This is a genomic window from Streptococcus mitis, from assembly GCF_005844455.1.
Lineage (GTDB): Bacteria > Bacillota > Bacilli > Lactobacillales > Streptococcaceae > Streptococcus > Streptococcus mitis_BF.
The window spans coordinates 20,623-45,313 of record NZ_SPGF01000011.1; the positions used below are offsets into that span (position 1 = coordinate 20,623).

At 40.6% G+C, this 24,691-nt stretch carries 19 protein-coding genes and 2 pseudogenes; 4 read left to right on the top strand and 17 right to left on the bottom strand.

From position 1 onward, the window contains the following. The first annotated feature begins 52 nt into the window (after positions 1–52). The 4 genes from FGQ53_RS03595 to FGQ53_RS03610 are packed head-to-tail and all read left to right on the top strand — an operon-like array spanning position 53 to position 2,975. Positions 53–811, top strand: coding sequence for an amino acid ABC transporter ATP-binding protein (locus tag FGQ53_RS03595; protein ID WP_138335830.1), 759 nt, complete (start codon positions 53–55; stop codon positions 809–811). A 10-nt stretch (positions 812–821) separates the two neighbouring features. Continuing rightward, a complete protein-coding gene (locus FGQ53_RS03600; RefSeq protein WP_138335832.1) occupies positions 822–1,616 on the top strand; it encodes a transporter substrate-binding domain-containing protein in 795 nt (264 codons plus the stop codon). A gap of 12 nt (positions 1,617–1,628) precedes the next feature. Further along, positions 1,629–2,306 (top strand): amino acid ABC transporter permease, encoded by a 678-nt coding sequence (locus tag FGQ53_RS03605; protein WP_024478130.1) that lies wholly within the window; start codon positions 1,629–1,631, stop codon positions 2,304–2,306. A 9-nt stretch (positions 2,307–2,315) separates the two neighbouring features. After that, positions 2,316–2,975 (top strand): amino acid ABC transporter permease, encoded by a 660-nt coding sequence (locus FGQ53_RS03610; RefSeq protein ID WP_138335834.1) that lies wholly within the window; start codon positions 2,316–2,318, stop codon positions 2,973–2,975. Between the two features lie 94 nt (positions 2,976–3,069). Here FGQ53_RS03610 and FGQ53_RS03615 read toward each other — a convergent pair whose 3' ends face one another. From FGQ53_RS03615 to FGQ53_RS03695, 17 genes and pseudogenes are all read right to left on the bottom strand, one after another. After that, positions 3,070–4,200, bottom strand: a complete 1,131-nt coding sequence (locus tag FGQ53_RS03615; protein ID WP_138335836.1) for an ABC transporter ATP-binding protein — start codon at positions 4,198–4,200, stop codon at positions 3,070–3,072. 112 nt (positions 4,201–4,312) lie between these two features. After that, a complete protein-coding gene (locus FGQ53_RS03620; RefSeq protein ID WP_138335838.1) occupies positions 4,313–5,182 on the bottom strand; it encodes a helix-turn-helix domain-containing protein in 870 nt (289 codons plus the stop codon). 3 nt (positions 5,183–5,185) lie between these two features. Beyond that, a complete protein-coding gene (locus tag FGQ53_RS03625) occupies positions 5,186–5,572 on the bottom strand; it encodes a Mini-ribonuclease 3 (RefSeq protein ID WP_000567927.1) in 387 nt (128 codons plus the stop codon). Next, a complete protein-coding gene (gene cysS / locus FGQ53_RS03630; protein ID WP_138335840.1) occupies positions 5,565–6,908 on the bottom strand; it encodes a cysteine--tRNA ligase in 1,344 nt (447 codons plus the stop codon). Before cysS ends, FGQ53_RS03625 begins: the two co-directional genes overlap by 8 nt. A gap of 43 nt (positions 6,909–6,951) precedes the next feature. Beyond that, on the bottom strand, positions 6,952–7,713 hold the full coding sequence (locus FGQ53_RS03635) for a nucleoside phosphorylase (protein WP_138335842.1): 762 nt from the start codon (positions 7,711–7,713) through the stop codon (positions 6,952–6,954). A 4-nt stretch (positions 7,714–7,717) separates the two neighbouring features. Continuing rightward, positions 7,718–8,584, bottom strand: coding sequence for a GNAT family N-acetyltransferase (locus FGQ53_RS03640; RefSeq protein WP_138335844.1), 867 nt, complete (start codon positions 8,582–8,584; stop codon positions 7,718–7,720). A gap of 11 nt (positions 8,585–8,595) precedes the next feature. Then, positions 8,596–9,213 carry a serine O-acetyltransferase gene (gene cysE / locus FGQ53_RS03645; RefSeq protein ID WP_138335845.1) on the bottom strand — a complete coding sequence of 206 codons (618 nt, stop codon included), beginning with the start codon at positions 9,211–9,213 and terminating at the stop codon, positions 8,596–8,598. Positions 9,214–9,228: 15 nt separating this feature from the next. Then, a complete protein-coding gene (gene pnp / locus FGQ53_RS03650; protein WP_138335847.1) occupies positions 9,229–11,442 on the bottom strand; it encodes a polyribonucleotide nucleotidyltransferase in 2,214 nt (737 codons plus the stop codon). Between the two features lie 372 nt (positions 11,443–11,814). Continuing rightward, positions 11,815–12,681, bottom strand: coding sequence for a methylenetetrahydrofolate reductase [NAD(P)H] (gene metF, locus FGQ53_RS03655; RefSeq protein ID WP_138335864.1), 867 nt, complete (start codon positions 12,679–12,681; stop codon positions 11,815–11,817). Positions 12,682–12,775: 94 nt separating this feature from the next. Continuing rightward, positions 12,776–15,025 (bottom strand): 5-methyltetrahydropteroyltriglutamate--homocysteine S-methyltransferase, encoded by a 2,250-nt coding sequence (gene metE, locus FGQ53_RS03660; RefSeq protein ID WP_138335849.1) that lies wholly within the window; start codon positions 15,023–15,025, stop codon positions 12,776–12,778. Between the two features lie 351 nt (positions 15,026–15,376). Next, positions 15,377–15,538, bottom strand: a pseudogene (locus tag FGQ53_RS12270) (helix-turn-helix domain-containing protein); the annotation flags it as partial. Positions 15,539–15,794: 256 nt separating this feature from the next. After that, on the bottom strand, positions 15,795–18,890 hold the full coding sequence (locus tag FGQ53_RS03670) for a type I restriction endonuclease subunit R (protein ID WP_138335851.1): 3,096 nt from the start codon (positions 18,888–18,890) through the stop codon (positions 15,795–15,797). A gap of 2 nt (positions 18,891–18,892) precedes the next feature. Further along, positions 18,893–20,077 (bottom strand): annotated as a pseudogene (locus tag FGQ53_RS03675) (AAA family ATPase). A gap of 19 nt (positions 20,078–20,096) precedes the next feature. After that, a complete protein-coding gene (locus FGQ53_RS03680; RefSeq protein WP_229090296.1) occupies positions 20,097–20,663 on the bottom strand; it encodes a restriction endonuclease subunit S in 567 nt (188 codons plus the stop codon). 46 nt (positions 20,664–20,709) lie between these two features. Further along, positions 20,710–21,939, bottom strand: a complete 1,230-nt coding sequence (locus FGQ53_RS03685; RefSeq protein WP_138335856.1) for a restriction endonuclease subunit S — start codon at positions 21,937–21,939, stop codon at positions 20,710–20,712. Next, positions 21,939–22,934, bottom strand: a complete 996-nt coding sequence (locus tag FGQ53_RS03690; protein ID WP_138335858.1) for a virulence RhuM family protein — start codon at positions 22,932–22,934, stop codon at positions 21,939–21,941. The genes FGQ53_RS03685 and FGQ53_RS03690 overlap by 1 nt, the downstream gene beginning before the upstream one ends. Next, the gene (locus tag FGQ53_RS03695; protein WP_138335860.1) at positions 22,924–24,486 is read right to left on the bottom strand and encodes a type I restriction-modification system subunit M; all 1,563 of its coding nucleotides are present in this window, start codon (positions 24,484–24,486) and stop codon (positions 22,924–22,926) included. Before FGQ53_RS03695 ends, FGQ53_RS03690 begins: the two co-directional genes overlap by 11 nt. Between the last annotated feature and the right edge of the window lie 205 nt (positions 24,487–24,691).

The window sequence follows — 24,691 nt, forward strand, 5'->3', positions numbered from 1 at the left end:
ATTCTTTTGGTGTAAAATCGTGTTATAAAATCTAACACAAAGGAGATTCCTTATGGCTTTAGTAGAATTTGAACACGTCGAAAAATATTACGGAGACTATCACGCACTCCGCGACATCAATCTCCGTTTTGAAAAAGGACAAGTCGTTGTCCTACTCGGACCATCTGGTTCTGGGAAATCCACTCTGATCCGTACCATCAATGGTTTAGAGGCTGTTGACAAGGGAATCCTTCTAGTAAATGGTCACCAAGTTGCTGGTGCCAGCCAGAAAGATTTGGTACCTCTTCGCAAGGAAGTCGGCATGGTTTTCCAACATTTTAATCTCTATCCACACAAAACAGTGTTAGAAAACGTAACACTTGCTCCTATAAAAGTTCTAGGGATTGATAAAAAAGAAGCTGAAAAAACAGCCAAAAAATATCTGGAATTTGTAAATATGTGGGACAAGAAAGATTCTTATCCAGCCATGCTTTCTGGTGGACAAAAACAACGAATCGCCATTGCTCGTGGACTCGCTATGCATCCGGAACTCCTCCTCTTCGATGAACCAACATCTGCCCTTGACCCTGAAACTATCGGTGATGTTCTGGCAGTTATGCAAAAATTGGCCCACGATGGTATGAATATGATTGTCGTTACCCATGAAATGGGCTTCGCCCGTGAAGTTGCCGACCGCATCATCTTTATGGCTGACGGAGAAGTTTTGGTAGATACGACAGATGTTGATGACTTTTTCGACAATCCAAGCGAACCTCGCGCCCAACAATTCCTCAGCAAAATCATCAACCACGAAAGTGACAAAGTAAAATAAGGAGGCGTCTATGAAAAAGAAATTCTTTTTATCAGCATTACTGATTAGCCTTTTCGGCCTTGCTGCTACAAAACCAGTGCAGGCTGATACCAGTGTCGCAGATATTCAAAAAAGAGGCGAGCTAGTTGTCGGTGTCAAACAAGACGTTCCCAATTTCGGTTACAAGGATCCCAAGACAGGGACCTATTCTGGTATCGAAACTGACTTGGCCAGGATGGTAGCTGATGAGCTCAAGGTCAAGGTTCGCTATGTGCCTGTTACCGCACAAACCCGTGGACCCCTTCTAGACAATGAACAGGTCGATATGGATATCGCGACCTTTACCATCACAGACGAACGCAAAAAACTCTACAACTTTACCAGCCCTTACTACACAGATGCTTCTGGCTTTTTGGTCAATAAATCTGCCAAAATCAAAAGTATTGAGGACCTAAACGGCAAAACCATCGGAGTCGCCCAAGGTTCCATCACCCAACGCCTGATTACCGAACTGGGTAAAAAGAAAGGTCTGAAGTTTAAATTCGTCGAACTTGGTTCCTACCCAGAATTGATTACTTCCCTGCACGCTCATCGTATCGATGCCTTTTCCGTTGACCGCTCTATTCTATCTGGCTACACTAGTAAACGGACAGCACTACTAGATGATAGTTTCAAGCCATCTGACTACGGTATTGTTACCAAGAAATCAAATACCGAGCTCAACGACTATCTTGATAACTTGGTCACTAAATGGAGTAAGGATGGTAGTTTACAGAAACTTTATGACCGTTACAAGCTCAAACCATCTAGCCATACCGCAGATTAAGGAGGACACCCTATGACAGATTTATCATCTTGGACAGCCTATTTTCAGGATTTTGGACAATTTTTCAATGGTTTCCTCTTCACCCTTGCCCTAGCAATTGGATCCTTTATCCTCGCTATGGTTTTGGGTATCTTCTTTGGAGCTATGTCAACTAGCAAACGTCCAATTTTACGCATTTTAGCTCGCATCTTTGTCGAATTTTACCAAAACACTCCCCTCTTGGTGCAGTTTGTTATCGTTTTTTATGGCCTACCTCTTATCAGTGACCATATCATCATGATTCCGATTTATTGGACAGCTGTTCTCTGCGTGGGACTCTATCACGGTGCCTACATCGCTGAGGTGATTCGCTCAGGGATTCAATCTATCCCTAGCGGTCAAATGGAGGCCGCCTTGTCGCAAGGTTTTACTTATATCAGTGCTATGCGCTTGATTATCTTGCCTCAGGCCTTTCGTATCATTCTCCCTCCTTTGACCAACCAAATCGTCAACCTCATCAAGAATACCTCTACAGTTGCTATCATCTCTGGAGTAGACTTGATGTTTGTGACCAAGTCTTGGTCAGCCCTCAACGGAAATTACATCCCAGCCTTTTTAGGTGCTGCCCTACTCTACTTTGCCCTTTGCTTCCCTGTTGCCCAGTTTGGTCGCAAGATGGAGCAAGCCAACAAAAAATCCTATTCACTTTAGGAGGTTACTATGGAATCCATTTTAGAAGTTTTAACCCCAGATAACCTAATCTTTATCTTTAAAGGATTTGGCTTGACCCTCTATATTTCTCTGATCGCCATCGTCCTCTCTACACTTATCGGTACAGTTCTAGCAGCCATGAGAAATGGGAAAAATCCTATCTTGCGTATCATCTCCAGCATTTACATCGAATTTGTACGTAATGTTCCCAACCTTCTCTGGATTTTCACCATCTTTTTGGTGTTCAAGATAAAGTCCACACCAGCAGGAATTACAGCCTTTACCCTCTTTACCTCAGCAGCCTTAGCTGAGATTATCCGAGGTGGCCTCAATGCCGTAGACAAGGGCCAGTACGAAGCAGGAATGTCCCAAGGATTTACCTCTATGCAAATCCTCTACCACATCATTCTCCCACAAGCAATCCGTAAAATGCTTCCAGCCATCATTTCTCAGTTTGTAACCGTAATTAAGGATACCAGTCTTCTCTACTCTGTTATCGCCCTACAAGAACTCTTTGGAGCTAGCCAAATTCTCATGGGCCGTTATTTCGAACCAGAGCAAGTCTTTAGCCTTTATATCCTGATTGCCCTCATCTACTTCAGCTTTAACCTAGCAATCTCTAGCCTGTCACACATGCTAGCAAAACGTTGGCAACAAGCAGCAGAATAAACAGCTACTCTCCAGTTCAATTGGAGAGTTTTTTCTACTCAATCTCAAAAAGCACTGCCAGATTTCTCTAGCAGTGCTTTGAGTTTCATTTATCTTAGTAAACTGTTCTTTCAGTTTCTACATCGAAGAAGTGTGCTTTATTCAAGTCAAATCCAAGTTCAACTGTTGCACCTGTTTGCAAGTAGTCACGAACATCAACTTTAGCAACAAATTCATCTTTACCAACTTGGCAGTAAAGGTGAGATTCTGAACCAAGCAATTCTGATACAGAGATAGTAGCTTTGACAACTGATTCTGGGAATGTTTCAAGGAAAGCAGGTTCTGCATTCACGTCTTCTGGACGGATACCGAAGATCAATTCTTTACCTTCGTAGCCTTTTTCACGAAGAACTTTCAATGCTCCTTCTGGCACTTTCAAGCGGAAACCGTCTGAAACAATTTCGCTACCAACCAATTTCACGTTGATGAAGTTCATTGCTGGGCTTCCGATGAATCCTGCAACGAATTTATTAACTGGGTTTTTGTAAACTTCTTGAGGAGTACCAATTTGTTCTACACGTCCGATAGTACCTGTACCAGCAGGGTTCTTAGTTGCTGACATGATAACGATACGGTCCGCAAGTGTCATCGCTTCTGTTTGGTCGTGAGTTACGTAGATAGTTGTAGCTCCGATACGACGGTGGATTTTCGCAATTTCAGCACGCATAGATACACGAAGTTTGGCATCCAAGTTTGACAAAGGCTCGTCCATCAAGAATACTTTTGCATCACGGACAATCGCACGACCCATGGCAACACGTTGACGTTGACCACCTGAAAGGTCAGCTGGTTTACGTTCCAAGAACTCTTTCAATCCAAGGATTTCAGCTGCTTCTTGTACACGTTTGTCGATATCTTCCTTGCCGTATTTACGCAATTTCAAACCGAAAGCCATGTTGTCATAAACAGTCATGTGTGGGTAAAGAGCGTAGTTTTGGAATACCATGGCGATGTCACGGTCTTTTGGAGCCACGTCGTTGACAACCACGCCGTCGATAGATGCAGTACCTTCTGTGATATCTTCAAGACCAGCAATCATACGAAGAGTTGTTGATTTACCACATCCTGAAGGACCTACGAAAACGATAAATTCTTTGTCTTTGATGTCCAAGTTGAAGTCTTCAACTGAATAGTGTTCGCTGTTTGGATATTTCTTGTAAATATTTTTAAGATTCAATTCTACCATGAGGTGAACTCCTTTTGTCTTTTGATAGTTTTATTATAGATGAAAACGCTTTACATTTCTATGGCAAGGTGACCAAAAAAATAAAAAAGTTCTGTGCAACTTGCACAAAACTTTAGAGAATATCTGGTAAAATCAATTGATAACACAGGGTCAGGTCAGTCAATTCCTTCAACTGTAGCCCTGTCAATTCTTCCCATTTATCAATCTTGTATTGGAGAGAATTGCGGTGCAGGTAGAGTTGCTGGGCTGTTTTAGTCAGAACAGCACTATTTTCCCAAAGAGAAAGAATGATTTCCTGAATCTGTTCTTGATCCAAAATCATCTGATGCAGGCATTCTTTAATGACTCTCAGGTCCACAATTCTTTCCCCCATACTCCAAAGATAGAGTTGTGAAAAGGTGTGAACACCTTGATGACCCTGACGCCACCAAGTCTTGAACAAATCCCGCTCCGCTTTGATCAAGTCGGATAGGGCTTGATGACCTGTTTGAGACCAGACCTGGCCTAATATGATTGACAGACGAAGACCAAAGTCATACTCAACCGCTTCAATCGTATCAGATAAGATTGAACGTACAGAGGTGTACTTATCTTGTTGGAGAACAAAAATGTAATCCTGCGCTCCGACCTGAAGCACCGTCTGACAGTTAGGAAAAAGAGTCCGCATCATATCCAGCCAAGAGGCCAGATTTTCCTGTTGAAAATAGGAAAGATGGCAATAAACCAGCTGAATCTTTTTGAAAGCTTGCGGTGCCTGCCCCTTCCCCTCAATCAGATAGGGATACCAAGGATTAAGCGAACTAGCCTGCTCCTGCTGGGTCAAAAGAGCAATCAACTGCTTTTCACGCTCGCTAAGCCCAGCTTCATCCAGCAAAATCCACTGCTGAGAAGATAAAGGGAGAGTTAAGTAACCCTCTTTCTCTACTGGTTGGTCTGAAATCTGAGCTTCAGGAAACCAGTCTTGTAGTTCCTTTGCAATCATGTCCTAGCCCTCCACTTTTTGTATGCACCAAGAAATCAAGCTCTCAAGACGTTCCAGATTTTCAGTCATATGGAGATAGCCCATCACAGCTTCAAAACCTGTGGACATACGATAAGTCACCACATCGGCATTTTTAGCCTTGGTATGACTATTGGTATTACGACCACGTTTATAGATTTCTTCTTCTTTTTCGGTTAAGACTTGCTCCTCCAACATAAGAGAAATCAGGCGAGCCTGAGCCTTGGCTGAGACATACTTGGTCGCCTCTTGGTGGAGTTTATTGGGCTTGGTCATGCCTTTGAGGATAAGATGACGGCGAATATACATGGAATAAACCGCATCCCCTTCAAAGGCTAGCGCAATCCCGTTAATGAGATTGACATCAATCACGTGTCCACCTCACTCCATCCTTGGTGTCGAGGAGCTTAATTCCTTGAGCAGCCAATTGGTCACGGATTTGGTCCGCTGTCGCAAAGTCACGATTGGCACGCGCCTCTTGGCGTTTTTGAATCAAAACTTCAATCTCTGTATCCAAAACTTCCTCAACAAAGACAATTCCAAAGACTTCTAACATATCCGCAAGAGCTTCCTTCACACTTGCATCATAGTTGCCTGAGTTGATCCATTTGGCCATTTCAAAGACAACTGTGATACCGTTGGCAGAGTTGAAATCCTCATCCATAGCAGCTACAAACTTGTCTTTAAAGGCTTGTAACTCTTGGGTATCCACGTTTCCTGTAAATGGTTGTTCGTAAGTGTTCTTCAGATATTTGAGATTAGTCTCGGCGTCTCGCACTGCTTTTTCGGTAAAGTTGATAGGCTTACGGTAATGCTGAGTCGCAAAGAAGAAACGCAACACTTGACCATCGAGGGTTTTGAGGGCATCATGGACGGTGATAAAGTTGCCCAAGGACTTAGACATCTTGACATTATCGATATTGACAAAGCCATTATGCATCCAGTAGTTGGCAAAAGTCTTGCCTGTTTTTGCTTCTGACTGGGCAATTTCGTTGGTATGGTGAGGAAACTCCAAATCAGCTCCACCACCGTGGATATCAATGGTATCTCCCAAAATCTCTGTCGACATGACTGAACATTCGATATGCCAACCCGGACGACCAGGTCCCCAAGGACTGTCCCAAGAAATCTCGCCTGGTTTTGCAGCTTTCCAAAGGGCAAAGTCTACAGGATTTTCCTTGCGAGCCGTTTCTTCATCGGTACGACCTGAAGCACCTAGCTCCAAATCTTCCAAGGTTTTATTGGCCAACTTAGCATAGTTGTGAGATTTTTCCACGCGGAAGTAAACATCTCCTTGACTCTCGTAAGCATAACCTTTTTCAATCAAGACAGCGACAAAACGAATGATGTCCGCCATAAACTCTACTACACGCGGATGACGAGTCGCAGGTTTCACGCCCAAAGCCGTCACATCCTCACGAAAGGCAGCGATGTACTTGTCCGCAACCTCCTGAGGCGTGATACCTTCTTCCTTAGCTCGGTTGATAATCTTATCATCCACATCCGTGAAATTGGAAATATAGGCAACCTCGTAACCACGGTATTCGAAATAACGACGAATGGTATCAAAAGCCACCGTTGAACGGGCATTCCCCACGTGGATATAGTTATACACGGTTGGCCCACAAACATACATCTTGACTTTGCCGTCCTCAATCGGGACAAATTCTCGCAAATCACGAGACATGGTGTCATAGATTTTAATCACTCACTGTCTCCTTTCTGTTTCTTGTTTATCGTAAAGAGTCATTTCAATCCAACTCTCTAGCAATTACTAATGCTATCTCAAAGAAAGTCATAGCATCTGCTTTTCTTTCTTCATGTCTTGCATCCCACTCATGATTGTGATGGTCAACATAATCAGCCGTATAAAAAAATTGATAAACTTTTGCTTGTCGAAATTGTGCCCAAGCCATGATTGCTGAGGCTTCCATATCCACAACAGTCGCACCTGCTGCTAATCTGCGTTTGACCTTATCGGCTGTTTCACGATAGAAAGCATCTGTGGTCCAAGCCTTTGTTCGAATGTGCTCAATGCAAGATTTATTCAAAGCTTCTTCCATGGTTAAAAGCAAAGTTTCGTCATAAGCTATCTCATCACTTGCAGGAGCGTAATGATAACTTGTACCTTCATCACGTAGAGCTGAACTTGGTAGAATAATCTTATCTGCCTGAATAGACTGATCTAGAACTCCGCAAGAACCCAAAACAATAAAGTTCTTAAATCCTCTTGCTTTGAGTTCTTCTAAGAGTCCAACAAACATCGGGGCTCCAATCGTAGCTACAGCAACGGCTACCTTACTCCCATCTTTTTCATAGATATACCATGGAAGTCTGCCATTTAGATTGGTTAGATAGCCACCTTCATAAACATCTTCAAACTTCTTTACTCGTTCAACGATTTCTCCATTAAAAGATAAAATAATCGTGTCACAGATTTCTCCACCACCACGAATACTTCGATCAGTTGGTTCGATAACAGCAGGTACATTTTCGAATTCTTCTAATAGCATTTTTCTACTCTTTCTCATTCAAATAAACTACCTGTGTCTGTTTGACAAAGCCGATTTTTTCATACAAGCGTTTGGCACCTACGTTGCAGTCCTCTACTGCAATCTGAAATTCCTTATCATTTTGCTCGATCAGTTGGTTGACAAGGGATTTAGCTAAGTAGCTTCCATAGCCTTTTCCACGTTCAAGTTCCGATATTGCTAAACCGTAGAAATAATTCGTATCAGTCGATAAATCTACCGTGCAAGTTCCAATAACCTGACCGTCTTTTAATAAAATATATAGGCGACTTTCTGGATTCTTCAGAGCTTCAGCGACATATCTATCCACAACTTCTCTCGATTCATGTTCCTCTGAAAATGCCTGAAATTTTAACTGGCTAATTTGCTCCTGATACGAACTATCTGCTAACAAAACTTCAAGATTGGAAAGTTTTGCTAACGGATAAGGTCTTCTATCCTTACCTAACCAGGTTTCTGTCTCTTCTTCCTCGACCAATCCCCAGTTGCTGACAAAATCAGGATGACGCTCTAGAAAAATACGTTCTGTCTGAAAAGTCACTGAACGAATAGGGAAAGGAGCCGTTTCTTTCTCAAAACTCGTAAACAAAGCACGCGCAATTCCCTGACGGCGATGATTTGGATGAACCAGTATCGTCACTTCCACATCTTGGTCATCAGCATAGACAGTTAATAGACCAACAAGTTCGCCTTTTTCATAATAAAGGAAAAAGGCGGGCATGTTGGGGTCAAAATTAAGCATATTAGAGAGATAAGGATCACGATAAGTTCCATCATAGGCTTGACAACAGTCAATTAATTTTTTCGCCTCAGATAACTCTTCTTGGCTCAACTTATTTCTTGCTTGAATCATATAGGTATCCTCTACAGCCCAGACGATCTGTGACTGGCTTCTTTAGCCTGCTCGAGTTTATTGACGTAATACTCTCGTTTTTCTTCGACTTCGTGAATGACTGGCTCATCTTTCTTTCCATGAACTCGGACGATCTTAGCCGGAATACCGACAACTGTCACATCACTAGGTACATCTGCTACGACAACTGCTGCAGCACCGACCTTGGCATTTGCACCAATTTCTACAGGACCAATAACTTGGGCATGGGCTGATATGAGAGCTCCCTTTCGAACGGTCGGATGGCGTTTGCCAACATCCTTACCAGTTCCACCAAGAGTCACCCCGTGATAAAGAAGAACACCTTTTTCAACGACCGCTGTTTCCCCAATCACCAGACCAGAACCATGGTCGATAAAGACACCTGAATCAATCTGGGCACCTGGATGAATCTCAATCTGAGTCCAAAAGCGCCAAAACTGACTGTGCATACGAGCCAAGAGTTTGAAGCCATGCTTCCAGAGAAAATGCGAAAGACGGTGGGCCGCCAAGGCCTTGACACCTGGATAAGTCAGCAAAACCTCCAAAGTGGTGCGGGCCGCTGGATCATTTTCTTTTACGATATCAATGGTTTCGCGCCACCATCCCATACATTTCTCCTTTTCTTATTCTGAATCTTTTGGTGTTTCTGTAAATTCTTTCTTAGGTTTGTGGTCCTTGTGATGACGTGGGCGGTGAGGACGCTCAGACTTTTCACCTTTTTCATCACGTTCAGGTTTTGGAGGACGAGGAAGAAGGGCTTTCATAGAAGCATCCACACGTCCTTTTTCATCAATCTTGATAACCTTAACATCAACTTCATCACCGATTGCTACCAAGTCTTCGACATTATTGGTACGCGTCCAAGCCATCTCAGAGATATGAACAAGGGCATCTGTCTTATCAAAGAGGTTAACAAAGGCACCAAATTTCTCGATACGAACAACCTTAGCATGGTAAACTTCATCCACTTTTGCTTCACGAACCAAACCAGCAATGATTTCTTTGGTACGGTTAATGGCATCTTGGTCGCTAGAGTAGATGGACACATTACCTTCTTCGTCGATATCAATCTTAACGCCTGTCTCAGCAATAATCTTGTCGATAGTTTCTCCACCCTTACCGATGACAATCTTGATCTTGTCGACATCAATCTTGATGGTATCAATTTTCGGAGCAGTTGGAGCCAATTCTGGACGCACTTCTGGGATGGTTGCTTCAATCACATCAAGGATTTCAAAACGCGCTTTCTTGGCTTGAGCAAGGGCCTCAGTCAAGATTTCTGCAGTGATCCCTTGAATCTTGATATCCATTTGAAGGGCTGTAATCCCCTCACGAGTACCGGCAACCTTAAAGTCCATGTCTCCAAAGTGATCTTCCAAACCTTGGATATCTGTCAATACTGTGTAGTTATTTCCATCTGAGATGAGACCCATAGCAATCCCTGCTACTGGCGCCTTGATTGGCACACCACCAGCCATAAGGGCAAGAGTTCCCGCACAGATAGAGGCTTGAGAAGATGAACCGTTTGATTCTAATACTTCAGCTACCAAGCGGATCGCGTATGGAAATTCTTCCAAACTAGGCAAGACTTGAGCAAGGGCACGCTCACCGAGAGCACCGTGACCAATTTCACGACGACCAGGCGCACCGTAACGACCAGTTTCCCCTACAGAGTATTGTGGGAAGTTATAGTGGTGCATAAAGCGTTTCTTGTACTCCGAATCCAAACCATCGATGATTTGAGTTTCTCCCATCGGAGCCAAAGTCAAAACTGAAAGAGCTTGAGTTTGTCCACGAGTGAAAAGACCGGAACCATGTACACGAGGAAGATAGTCAACCTGCGCATCTAAAGGGCGGATTTCATCAACCTTACGACCGTCAGGACGCACCTTGTCTTCTGTAATCAAACGGCGCACTTCAGCATGTTCCATTTGTTCCAAGATTTCAGCCACATCACGCATGATGCGTTCAAATTCTTCATGGTCTGCATATTTTTCTTCGTAAACTGCTGTTACTTGGTCTTTAACTGCTTGAGTTGCAGCTTCACGAGCCAATTTTTCTTCCACTTGAACTGCTTTTTGGAGGTCGCTGTTGTAGGCTGCGATGATTTCAGCCTGTAATTCAGTGTCCACATGAAGCAATTCTACTTCTGCTTTTTCCTTACCGACAGCAGCAACGATTTCTTCTTGGAAGGCAATCAATTCTTTGACTGCTTCATGCCCTTTGAGAAGAGCTTCCAACATGATTTCTTCTGACAATTCTTTGGCACCAGACTCAACCATGTTGATAGCATGCTTGGTCCCAGCTACTGTCAATTCAAGAAGCGATTGCTCTGCCTGTTCTTGAGTCGGGTTGATAATGATTTGGCCATCAACATAACCCACTTGTACCCCAGCGATTGGTCCGTCAAACGGAATGTCTGAGATAGAAAGTGCCAATGATGATCCAAACATAGCCGCCATTGGAGCAGAGGCATTTTCATCATAAGAAAGAACCGTATTGATGACTTGCACTTCGTTACGGAAACCTTCCGCAAACATTGGACGGATTGGACGGTCAATCAAACGCGCTGTCAAAGTCGCATCTGTTGAAGGACGTCCTTCACGTTTCATAAAGCCGCCAGGAAATTTCCCAGCCGCATACATTTTTTCTTCATAGTTGACTTGAAGAGGGAAGAAATCCCCAGTCGCCATTTTCTTAGACATAACGGCAGCAGTCAAGACCGTTGACTCACCGTAACGTACGACAACTGCGCCATTTGCTTGCTTAGCAACCTGACCAGTCTCTACAATCAACTCACGACCCGCAAAAGTCGTTTGAAACACTTGTTTTGTCATTTTAATCCCCTTTGGATTGATGAAATTATACGCCTTGCCTACAAAAATCAGGATACAAAGGGCGTAAAGAATCCCGTATGAAAATAGAAGATTGACGCAGTGTGCGATGCACACCTGGAAATCTATCTTTTTCACTAGGGATTTAGCCCGTGTTCAACTACCTAAATACCTTGAAAAGTTTAAAAATATTATTCTTTAGCATTTGTATCTTTTATAGCATAGCAGATTTGAATAGCTAAGAATCTGTTTATACCCTCATCTTTGTATCAAGTACGTACAGAGTCTATTTTATCATACTTTTCTTAAAAAGTGCGGTCTTTACTATTAAAAAGGAACCATTCCCCTCACCTGAGAAGAATGGTTTGCTTTTTATTATCCTAGAGACTGATGATTAAACAAGGCATGGGTTGCTTGGTGGATGTATTTTGCTGTTTCAGCATTGTTCATGGTGTAGAGATGCACACCAGCAACATCCTGAGTCACCAAGTCCACGATTTGGTCCACTGCGTAGGCAAGTCCTGCTGCTCTGAGCGACTCAGGGTCATGCTCATACTTGTCTAAGATGGCTTTAAATTTGCGTGGAAGATGAATATTCTCACAAGTCTTCAAGAGGCGGAGAGCCTGATTTCGATTCAGAATTGGCATAATCCCTGCATGAATAGGAACATCAATCCCAGCCAAGATGCACTTGTCTTGGAAATCATAGAAGCGCTCATTGTCAAAGAAAAGCTGAGTTACGAGACTAGAACAACCTGCATCCACTTTCTTCTTGAGATTTTGGATATCTGAAATCTGATTTGGTGAATCTGGGTGTCCTTCTGGATAACAAGCACCAACAATATCAAAGTGAGGGGCTTGTTCCTTGATGAACTCGATCAAGTCAGTTGCGTAGCGGAAATCCTTTTGTGGTTCCACATCTGGAATAATATCCCCACGAAGAGCCAAGATTTTCTGCACTCCAACCTTGTCCAAGTCAGCAATGGTTTCAGCAACCTTGTCCTTAGTCAAATAGATAGCTGGCAAGTGAGCAATAGTCGGAATCGCCAAGTCATTTTGGATAAAGTCAGCCAAACGAACCGTCGTTTCCTTGATATTAAATTTATTATTGCTGGCAGTTACACTGATAAAGTGCGGTGTCAGCTCCCGCATATCCTGCAAGGCTGAGATAATTTTATCATTACCCACAGCTGGGGTTGGAGGGAACACTTCAAATGAAAGTGACGGCGTTTGGCGTGACATAGTCATTATCCCTTTCTTTTTGATTTCATGATCGCTGAGCCAGCTAAGGCCAAGCAGTTCCTTGATCAGTCAGTGTCAAGAGAGAAATCTTATCTTACAATTTCTCACGCGCAGCTTTTGCTGCTTCAACAAGGCGGATCAAGCTTTCTTTTGTTTCTGGAATACCACGTGTTTTCAAACCACAGTCAGGGTTGATCCAAACTTTCTTGCTTGGCACTTTGGCAAGGATGGCTTCGATTGTGTTGTCGATTTCGCCTTCATTTGGCACACGAGGTGAGTGGATATCGTAAACCCCAGGTCCCACTTCTGTTTGGAAGTTTTTCGCTTTGAGTTCGTCCAAGATTTCAAGGTTTGAACGGCTTGCTTCAAAGGAAATAACGTCCGCATCCATGTTGTCGATAGCTGGGATGATATCTGTAAATTCTGAGTAACACATGTGAGTGTGGATTTGAGTATCTGGCGCTACTGTTGAGTGTACCAAGCGGAAGGCTGGAATAGCCCAGTCAAGGTAGTCTTCATACCAGTCGCTACGACGGAGTGGCAATTTCTCACGAAGAGCAGCCTCGTCGATTTGGATGATTTTCACACCTGCAGCTTCAAGGTCAAGAACTTCATCCTTGATGGCAAGAGCGATTTGAAGAGTTGAGTCCTTGATAGAAATGTCTTCACGTGGGAATGACCAGTTAAGGATGGTAACAGGTCCAGTCAACATACCTTTGACAGGTTTGTCTGTACGGCTTTGTGCGTAGCTAGACCATTTGACAGTGATTGGGTTGAGACGAGTGACATCACCCCAGATGATTGGTGGTTTCACCCCACGCATACCGTAAGATTGTACCCAACCATTTTTAGAGAAGAGGTATCCTGACAAGTTTTGGCCGAAGTACTCAACCATGTCGTTACGCTCGAACTCACCGTGTACAAGCACGTCAAATCCAACTTCTTCTTGCCATTTGATCCATTCGTCGATAGTTTCAGCAAGGAAGGCGTCGTATTCTTCTTGTGACAATTCACCCTTACGGTAAGCCAAACGTTTGGCACGGACTTCCTTAGTTTGAGGAAATGAACCGATGGTTGTTGTTGGAAGAGCTGGAAGTTTAAAGGCTTCTTCTTGGATGGCTTCACGTTCTGCAAAGGCTGGCAAACGAGTGTAGTCAGCGTCTGTCAATCCAGCGATACGCGCACGAAGTTCTGCATTTTCACCCACACGCTCAGTCGCAAAGAGTTCTTTGTTAGCTGCAAGAGCTTCTGCACCTTGACCATTGCGGATAGCATCCAAGTCACGAAGTTCTTCCAATTTTTCTACTGCAAAGGCAAAGTGGTTCAAGATTGCTGGTTCAAATTCTTCATTAGCAGTTGTAAATGGCACATGAAGAAGTGAGCATGAGCTTGTCAAAACAATGTTTTCAGCTGGGATTTGCTCAAGAACAGCCAAGCTCTTTTCGTAGTTGTTACGCCAGATGTTTTTGCCATTGACAATCCCTGCATAGAGTGTCTTATCAGCTGGGAAACCACCTTTAACGAGGTCAAGAGTTTTCTTACCTTCAACGAAGTCAAGACCGATGGCATCTACTGGCAAGTTCACAAGGTCAGCGTAAACGTCACGGACATCTCCGAAGTAAGTTTGAAGCAAGACTTCAAGACCTTTTTTGTCAGCCAAGAGTTTGTTGCAGAGGTTCAAGAAAAGAGCTTTTTCTTCAGCTGTCAAATCTTTGACAAGAGCCGCTTCGTCCAGTTGAATACGAGTCGCACCAAGTTCAGCCAATTTTGCAAAAACTTCTTGGTAAGCAGCCACTAAGCTGTCTACGAAGTCTTCTGCTTTCACGCCTTCTTCAAAGTCTGACAATTGAAGGAAAGTGAATGGTCCTACAAGGACTGGACGAGTGTTCAATCCAAGTTCTTTGGCTTCTTGGAACTCATCAAAGATCTTGTGACCAGCAAGTTTGACTTGAGTGTCTTTTTCAAACTTAGGAACGATGTAGTGGTAGTTGGTGTTGAACCATTTCTTCATTGGAAGGGCGCGAACATCCCCTTTTTCTCCTTGGTAACCACGCGCCAAAGCAAAGTAGCGCTCAAGCTCAGACAAGTCCAAGTTTTGAACGGATGCAGGCACCACGTTGAAAAGGAAAGCTGCATCTAGAAAGTTGTCATAGTGAGAAAAGTCATTTGATGGAATTTCAGTGATACCTTTTTCTTTGACAATGTTCCAGTGTTTAGCACGCAACTCTTTTGCTGCGGCAAGGAGTTCTTCTTCTGAGATTTCTTTTCTAAAGTATTTTTCAGTTGTAAATTTTAATTCGCGGAATTCGCCCAAACGAGGGAAACCGATGATCGTAGTTGACATGATGTGTCCTCCAAAATTTGTTGTTGAAACTATCTTAACAGAAAAGAAACTGTCTGTATAATTGTAAATAATTAGGCTTTGATATAGTTTGAAACTATATCACTCTTTTGGGTAACAAAAAAAGACTTGAGACCAGTGTCCCAAATCCTTTGTATGGCTTGCTTTGTGTTGTCTTTTAGTTAAAATGCTCAAACGAGCTATTGACGATTCTCATCAGTGACTATGGCTTGCTATTAGAAAAGACTATAGGTTAGGTTTCTTTTGTAATTCTGATATTTCCCTGAAAAAGTTCGGACGGGAGGTAAAATTATCCAGTGGATGATTTTAGCCAACCAAGTAATTTCATCCCTATCAACTCTTTCTCTGTTCGAGTGGGACAACTGCTAGTGTCTTTCCTAGACTTGCTAAGACTTTTAAGACTGTGTCCAACTGAGGGCTTGTCTTGCCTGTTTCCATCCTAGCTATGACAGGCTGGCTTACTCCACTAAGTTCTTCTAGCTTTTTCTGACTGATTCACTTGAAAAATATAGAACCTACCACCTTCCAAGTATATTTTGAGATTCGCAAAAATGATAAAAACAATTTCCTAAAAGCAGAAAATACAGTAGATTGAAATAAGATGTGAACAAATTGATTGGGAAATTCAAATTAATGTATAGAAATATAGTAGATTGAATCTAGAATAATAAAAAAGTAGCTATTAAGTGCATTTGATAGCTACTTTTTTATTGTTTAGGCAGAATTATTTCGTTACTCAATCAAATAATTCTTAAATATCTCCACCAATTCCCTTGAATTTTTCAACAAAACGACTGATCTTTTGAAAAACGGTTTGTTTTTTTGTACGATATTGTGGATTTAGTGGGCTCATTTTCGGCAGAGCTTCATTCAAATCATTCCCATTTTCACTAGCATACTCACGCTTCAACGAAGCTTGTATGTAGCGCTTAGCACTTTGTTCATTTAATCCCTCAATCCGTATCAACTCATCCGCTTCCCTTTTCTGCTCACCTTGCGCAAAAATAAAGAACTGTTCAATGATATCTGATTTATCATCAAAACTATCTAAATCAAAGTCATGGATGAAAGCGACTATCAAATCTTCCTTAGCTCGATTGCCAAGACTTGCTCGAATCGTCCGAGTAATTTCTGTAACAAGTTCATCCTTATCTGAAACCTTTTTATTAGTCTCAAAAATTAGCTCTAAGATATAGTCTAGATTGATTTCTTGAGATTTTAGTAATTCAACTTCAAAAACAATCGAATCCCAATCAACTTTAGATTCGTTATCTTCCCGATTACGGCGTTCATTCTCATACCATGACTTAATGTCATTATAGGTTGAACGGTAGTCTTGAATTTCCCTAGTACTTGGGATGTCTAACCTAGATAACTCCTCTAAAGTTTCATCGTCCACATGGAAACGTTCCTTGAAAGCCTCTACAGCCTTATCATCTGAGATATCAAGTTCTTGTAAAGCTCGTAGGCTCATGAAATCATCGTAGTTTTGTAAGATATTATCTAAACGAAGAAATTGACCAAACAACGAGACAAATTCTTTCTTATCACGCTCTTTAATGATAGCTTGCGGGTCCGGAAACTTTTCTTGTAACTCTTGAACAACGTCCATATAACCCTTTTGCTCTTCACCGGCCTCCATAAAGCCTGTCATATACTCTTGATAAGAACGTTCGAGCAAGACTTCTGCTGTCTCAGTCTTTCCAAATAGCTTAATAGCATCAGTTGTAGCCTTCTCTAAATCCCGGAAGGTTACAATATTCCCAAATGACTTGGTAGCATCATAAATTCGATTGGTGCGTGAAAAAGCTTGGATTAAACCATGATATCTCAGATTTTTATCCACAAATAAAGTGTTTAAAGTCGGTGCATCAAAGCCAGTCAAGAACATCCCAACTACAATTAAGAGATCCACTTCCCGATTTTTGACGCGTTTAGCCAAATCACGATAGTAATTCTGGAAATCATTACCGTTAATCGTAAAATTAGTGCCAAATAACTGATTATAATCAGCTATACAGCTACTCAAAAATTCTTTACTACTAATATCCGCTAAATCTGTCGGTGAAAAGCTCTCATCATCAATTTCACCAATAGCCACCTGAGACTCATTCGCAGCATAGGAAAAGATAGTCGCAATCTTCAATGGTTTTTCAGAATCTTTTTGCTGATTTTGCAACTCTTGATAGTAGGCTTTTGCTGCATCAACACTTGAAACAGCAAACATAGCATTGAAACCTTTACCAGTTAATCGATGCGTTTTTTGATCAAAATGATCTAAGACATACCTAGATATTTCATCGATTCGAGTCGGATGAAGCAGCACTTTTTTATTTTCAGCTGCAGACAACTTGGCCAAGTCCTGCTCGCTTTCAATTGACTTAAACTTCGGACGAACATCATTATAATCCACCATGAACTTCAAGACTTTTTGATCTCGAATCGCATCAGTTAATACATAAGCATGTAATTCACGCCCGAAAACAGATGCCGTTGTCTCGGAACCAAGCGCATTCTCTACCTTAATTGGTGTACCCGTAAAACCAAACTGGCAATATTTCTTAAATTTCTGTCTGAGACGCTTTTGCGCTTCACCAAACTGTGATCGATGGCATTCATCAAAAATGAAAACCACTTGCTTTTGATAAATTTCATGATGACTCTCACTGCTCATAAAGTTGTTAAGCTTCTGAATGGTCGTCACGACAATTTTATTATCATCCTTCTCGATATTGCGTTTGAGTCCTGCAGTGCTATTTGAACCGTTGACTGAGTCAGGTGAAAATCGCTGGTACTCCTTCATTGTCTGATAATCCAAGTCCTTGCGGTCCACCACAAAGAAAACCTTATCCACTTCTTCCATCTCAGTAGCAAGTCTAGCAGCTTTAAAACTTGTCAGGGTCTTCCCTGAACCGGTAGTATGCCAAATATAGCCACCTGTATCAGGACCGCTTTTGATTTTTGAAGCAATAGCTGAACGTATCTTCCAGATGATTCGTTCAGTTGCCGCAATCTGATAAGGACGCATGATGAGAAGAGTGTCATTAGTATCAAAGACAGAATAATTTATCAAAACATTTAACAAGGTCTGTTGACTTAAGAAAGTTGCTGTAAAGTCCTTCAAGTCCTTAATAGGATTATTATTTTTCAAAGCCCAGTTCATGGTGAACTCATAAGAATTCTTATCTCGCTTGGTCGTATTAGCAAAATACCGAGTATCCGTTCCGTTTGAGATGATAAAAATCTGAAGGTACTTAAAGAGAGAATTCTCCTCATTGAAACTCTCTTTACTATATCTGTGCACCTGATTAAAGGCCTCTCGAACCGCGACTCCGCGTTTTTTGAGCTCAATTTGTACCAGAGGCAATCCATTTACCAGCAAGGTCACATCATAACGATTGCTACTGGTGCCAACTTGCTTCATTTGATTAATGACTTGCAGTTTGTTTCGACTAATATTTTTCTTATCCCATAAATATATATTCTGGATATGCCCATCATCAAAGATAAAATCATAAATATAGTTGTCATGAAGTTTTCTGGTACGATCAATCAAACTGTCACTGGGTTTATTGAGGTACTCATCCAAGAAGCGCAACCACTCAGCATCTGTAAAAACCACATTATTCAGAACTTCCATCTGGGTCTTGAGATTAGCCAAAAGCGCCTCTGGGGTCGTCAAATAAGTAAGATACTCGTATCCTTGCTGGCGCAAGTCAGCAATCAGCTCCTTCTCCAAGTCTGCCTCTGTCTGATACTGACTAGGCTGTTCTAGCTTGGTATACTTTTCTAAAATGATAAAATTATCTGACTCAACAATAGCTGTAGTGAATGTACTTTCAGACATAATTACTCCTTATAATTGCAAGTGCTCTCTAAATGCTGTAACAGGTTTTTTAAAAGCGCAGTTTCTGGGAGGGTTACTAGTTCATCTTCCTCGGTTGATACTTTAGAATGACTAGAAATATTTAATATCCTTGACTCATAGTTACTAAAACTTCCTTCATTATCACGTGGCAATAAATCCTGCCAATTTTGATACCCTAGGAAAGTTGCTGTTTTCTCGTAAAGATTTCTTAAAAAATTAAAATGATATTTATAAACCAAATTGTCTTCTATAGCTTTATGTAATGACTTTCTTAAAAAATTATGATAAGCAAAAGGAGAGTCATCTGGTTGTTTTATCAGCTCGTATGACCCAACTCCTAATTTTTCAAATCTAAATCTACTACTATCAGGAACCTTTCGGGTGTCAATATAGGTTCTATTCTCTCCAGTTTCTTCGTCAATAGCTCGCTTACTATATCTCTCATTCCTTTTAATATTTTTTAACTCATTATATAAGACGTTATAGAATAAAGGATTGTGAGTTGTTATTATAAATTTAAGATCAGACTTACTCGTTCTAATTAATTTACCTAAATTTGATGCAACCTCTATCAAGTGGTTTTCATCTAATGATGAAACCGGGTCATCAATAAATACATACTCTAAATCATCAAACTCTCTAGTACTACGTTCATCAGGTTCTAGTATATCAAGCTCACTAATAACTAGCTCTAGCAATGTATAAAAAATAGACCAAATAAAATTGCTCTCTTCACCTTTGGATAACTTAATTTGTTCGTTTAGTCTATCCTCACCATCACCACTTTAAATAGTGAAAAGAATATGACCATCTGACAAAAGAAATGAAGGTGTCATTTTATCATTTGTATAATGCTGAAAATGCGAAATAATATTCTAATCCTGTCCCTGCTCTTGAATAATCCAAGATATAAAAGAATTTGGCTGAATTTTCAGTTTAAAATCCCGATTGCCGTCAAGATCATTATCCCAATAGAACAAGTCCTCAGTAAAAGCATTATAATAAAGAATCTTATCTCTCGTAAGACCACCTTCTTCAGCTTGAAACAACTTAGCAAACTCTTTAGAGAGTCTGGTCTTTCCTGTCCCATTAAAGGCGTAGATCAGCTGAACTTTCTGTTTCGAATCTTTTAACTCTTGTGCAATATCACTTAGCGCTTTTGCCATATCCCTTTCCTATTCTTTTCTATAAATCAAAATTTAGCAATTGTTCCCGCCAGTATTCATACTGTTTCTGCCTCTGTTCTACCTCTTTAGGAAGACCTTCTGAAAGAGAGTTGGTTAAGGTATCAAGCTTATCCAAAATAGACACTATCTGTGACTGTACAGATAAAGGCGGTAAAATAATAATTAATTGTCGAACAATATCTGCATTTAAATTTTGAACTGTTCCATTAGATGCATTCTTCCTCATCATATATTGCATAGTATTTGTTAATAGATAATGATACAGATAATCAGGTAAACATACATCATCAAAACCATTCATTGATAGCCAACCATCATGAATACAACCGTCAATATTTAAAATATAAGGGCGACCAAAACTCATCGAATTTGACATTATAAAATCACCTTTATGTACCAAACGAGATTTCTCCCTTCCAGCTTGAGTAATTCTTTCTTTTGTTTTTGAAACATATTTTGAGTCTTTTTCAACATCACCAATCTTTATCCAAGGTACACCTTTCTCAGATTCAGTAATAAATTTTGAAATCGGCCTTGGAGAAGCACCACGAACAATCTTAGCCATAGCTCCCAACTCCACTCGAATTGGTCCAAATACCCAGTTCAAGAGCCTAATGAGGTCTTGTCTGTACTGTACTGTTAGTGTACACGCCTTCGGCGACGAATGTCAAGAGTTTTTCTCTAAAATATTCATACTGTTTTTGACGAAGTTCAATCTCCTTGGGAAGTCCGATGTTGAGGTCATGACAAACAGTATCAAAGTTATCTAGAACTTGAACAATACGAGATTGGATTTCGAGGGAGGGGACTGGGATTTTGAATTTTTCAGTATCATTACTAGAAATTTGTGGCATCTGCATATTATTAGCGATGTTTTGAAAATGTTCTTTATTATGAACTAAGTAATGATAGATATATCTTAAGTTGATATTTTCATTGCCTGAACTGTATGACCAAAATTCATTTTTAAAACTAAATGGTTCTGTACAGTATTCAAAATCAATAATTCCACGAGATTTTACAACAATTGCCTCTTCTGTATGAATATCTTTATCGGGAATATCTCCATAGTTCACATCAGCGTAAGTCTTTCCTCCTGCAAAGATACGGATTGGCGCACCTTCTTTGTGAAGTAATTTCATCTGACTAGCTGTAATTTTAGTTCCTTTCCCTTTTTTAAGAAACTCATTTAACGTCTTCCACTCAACCTGATAAACTTCCTCCTCAAAAGATAACAATTTATCTCGATAATAAGAATATTGCTTTTTACGTGAGGTCAATTCTGAGGTCAATTCTGAGGTCAATTCTGTAACATAATCGGTAAATTTGTCAAGTATTTGCACGATTTTTTCTTGAATTTCTAGTGGAGGAATTGGGATTTTAATTTTTGATAGATTTTTAGGATAAAGCTCTATAACTTTAGTGCCAATGACTTGCTTTTCTTTCTGTTTTTGAAAGAAAATAGATTGCATATAATAGTTTATATATTTTGGATTTTCTTTCGTTCTCATTATACAAGAATGGCCTCCAATGCATACATCACCATCTCCCAACCAAACAATAGATTTTCCCACATCTTCTATATTTTCACTAGTTGTCGCTACAATAATATCGCCAGTTTGTGCTTTTTTCAACTTTTCAGATAAAGAAAAAGAGATAAATGATTTCGTTTTATATACATAACTACTGTAATATGTATATATTTGTCCATAATGAATACAAGGCACGCCTTCATCTACAAAATCTTTTTTCTGTAACCCATTTCCTCTGACAATTTCACACACTTTCCCCAACTCTTTCCATTCAACAGGACAGTTTTGTATTTCTTCTAGGATGTTCATCACTTACCTCCTTCCTTGGCTAGATTTTCAATGCTTTTAATTTCCTTGAGGTAATCTTTTTCAACTTGACTAAGGGTCTTGGCTTGGTAGCTCTTATATTCCTTATCCACCTTCTGCTTCATCTGTTCACGAGAGATCGAACCACTATTATCCAGCAAGTCTTCCCCCGTAGCCTGAAGAATACGATCTACGTGAGCCACCCAGTCCGCCATGGTCATGACTTCCTCTCGCTCTGCCTGTCTCTCAGCAAAGTCCAGATATCCTGATACAAGCTGGTTAAGCCCACGGAGTTCCTTTTCTGTCAGATAGTTCTTGGCAACTTTTGCTTCAGATAGAGTCGGGAAGTCTCCCTTAAAAGTGGTCAAGCCCATAAATTCCTTTTCGCTATCGACACGGTTATAAATGAGTTCACTCGCAGTATTGTGGTGAATGGCATAATGCATCTTGTTTTGAACCGTCGCAAAGAATTTCTTTGCCTCTGGTGCATTTGCATTGTAGTCACTTGATGTCGCAAAAAGATCTAAAACCTGACGGTAAAAGACTTTCTCACTTGAGCGAATGTCTCGGATTCTTTCCAGGAGTTCTTTAAAGTAAGAGCCTCCACCCAAGTTTTTCAAGCGCTCATCATCCATAGCAAAGCCCTTGATCAGATACTCTTTCAAAACTGTCGAAGCATAGTGTCTGAACTGGATTCCACGAGGAGATCGAACTCGATAACCAATCGCCAAAATCATATCGAGATTATAGTAGGCAACATTTCGCTGAACACTTCTATTCCCCTCATTTTGAACTGTCAACTTATAGTTGACAGTTGCCTCTTCCGATAATTCACCATCATCAAAGATAGCCTTGATATGTTTACTAATATTTTGCTTGGAAGTCTGAAAGAGTTCAGCTAGTTCTTGTTGGGTCAGCCAGACTGTTCCATTATCTAAGTGAAGCTCAATAGCGGACTCTCCGTCATCTGTTCTATAGAGAATCACATCATTTGCCATGGCTAAGCTCCTCTACAATCTTATCTATCTCTGCACGAAAGTGGTCAATCTTTGTCACGGTCTCAGCGATTTCTTTATTGAGCACATCAATATCAATCTTCTCACGTGTATCTTCTTTTTCTACATAAGTGGACACTGAAAGATTATAATCTGCTTCTGCTACTTTTTCTTGTGCCACCATAGAAGAAAAGTAATCTTCATTTTCTTTCTTTTCAACACTCGCTAAGATTTTTTCGATATTCTCTTCTGTTAAGACGTTATTATTAGTTTCTTTCTTGAACTGCTTACTTGCATCAATAAAGAGGATATCTGTCGTTGGCTTATTCTTTGCCAAAATCAGAATACAGGTCGCAATGGAGGTCCCAAAAAAGAGATTGTCTGGTAGCTGAATAACCGCTTCAACAAAGTTATTGTCTACTAGATATTGACGGATCTTTTGCTCAGCACCTCCACGATAGAAAATACCTGGGAAAGTTACGATTGCAGCTCGCCCCTTATTAGACAAGTATGACAAGCTATGCATAATAAAAGCAAAATCAGCCTTAGATTTAGGCGCCAATACACTCGCAGGTGCAAAGCGATCATCATTGATGAGCGTCGGATCATCGCTTCCTATCCATTTGATAGAGTATGGTGGATTTGACACAATAGCATCAAAAGGCTTATCGTTTACATGCTTAGGATCAAGTAAGGTATTGCCACGCTCAATGCTAAACTTATCATAATTGATATTGTGTAAAAACATATTCATCCGAGCTAGATTATAGGTGGTCATATTAATTTCCTGACCATAAAATCCATCTTCAATTATGTGCTCATTAAACTGCTTTTTAGCTTGCAGAAGCAACGAACCCGAACCACAGGCAGGATCGTAAATTTTATTGATTTTATTTTTTTCATTCTTACCCAGCATAACAATCCGCGCCAAGAGTCTCGATACACTTTGCGGTGTAAAAAATTCTCCACCAGATTTCCCAGCGTTAGAAGCATAATTAGAGATTAGATACTCATAAGCATCCCCAAAGAGATCAATATGGTTATCTTCAAAGTTTCCAAAATCAAGACTTGCGATTCCTTCAAGAATCAGAGTCAAGCGCTGATTCCTCTCCGGAACCGTACTACCCAGTTTGTTACTTCTGGTATCTACATCATCAAAAAGACCCTTAATGTCATGTTCACTCGCATAACCAATCGCACTAGACTCAATATCATCAAAGATATCTTTTAAATCTGTATTTAAGTGCTCATTTTGACGAGCAGTTTTGACAACATTGGAAAACAACTGCGAAGGCATAATAAAATAACCCTTGGTTTTAATGGCATCATCTCGAACTTCAGGCGTAATTAAATCTTCAGAAATCTCTTCATAGTTAATTGATTCATCGCCACCTTCAATATAGGTTTTGAAATTTTCACTAATAAAGCGATAAAATAGAATTCCCAAAATATACTGCTTGAAGTCCCAACCATCTACTGCACCACGAACATCGTCCGCAATCGCCCAAATTTTACGATGCAGCTCCTTGCGTTCTGCATTTTCTTTACTTGCCATTTTTACTTCCCTTATTTAATGTATTATCTCTTCTATTTTATCATATTTTCACTACTAAAAAATTCTCTAGCATTCAATAAATGAATATTATTATTTTTTGCTAACTTCTCAAAGTAACTTCCACTTGCCTGGTCAAAGTGGAAATTAGTCTAAAACGGATTTTTATGGTGGAATTAAGTGTGAGACGTTTAAGTTAGAAATGAGG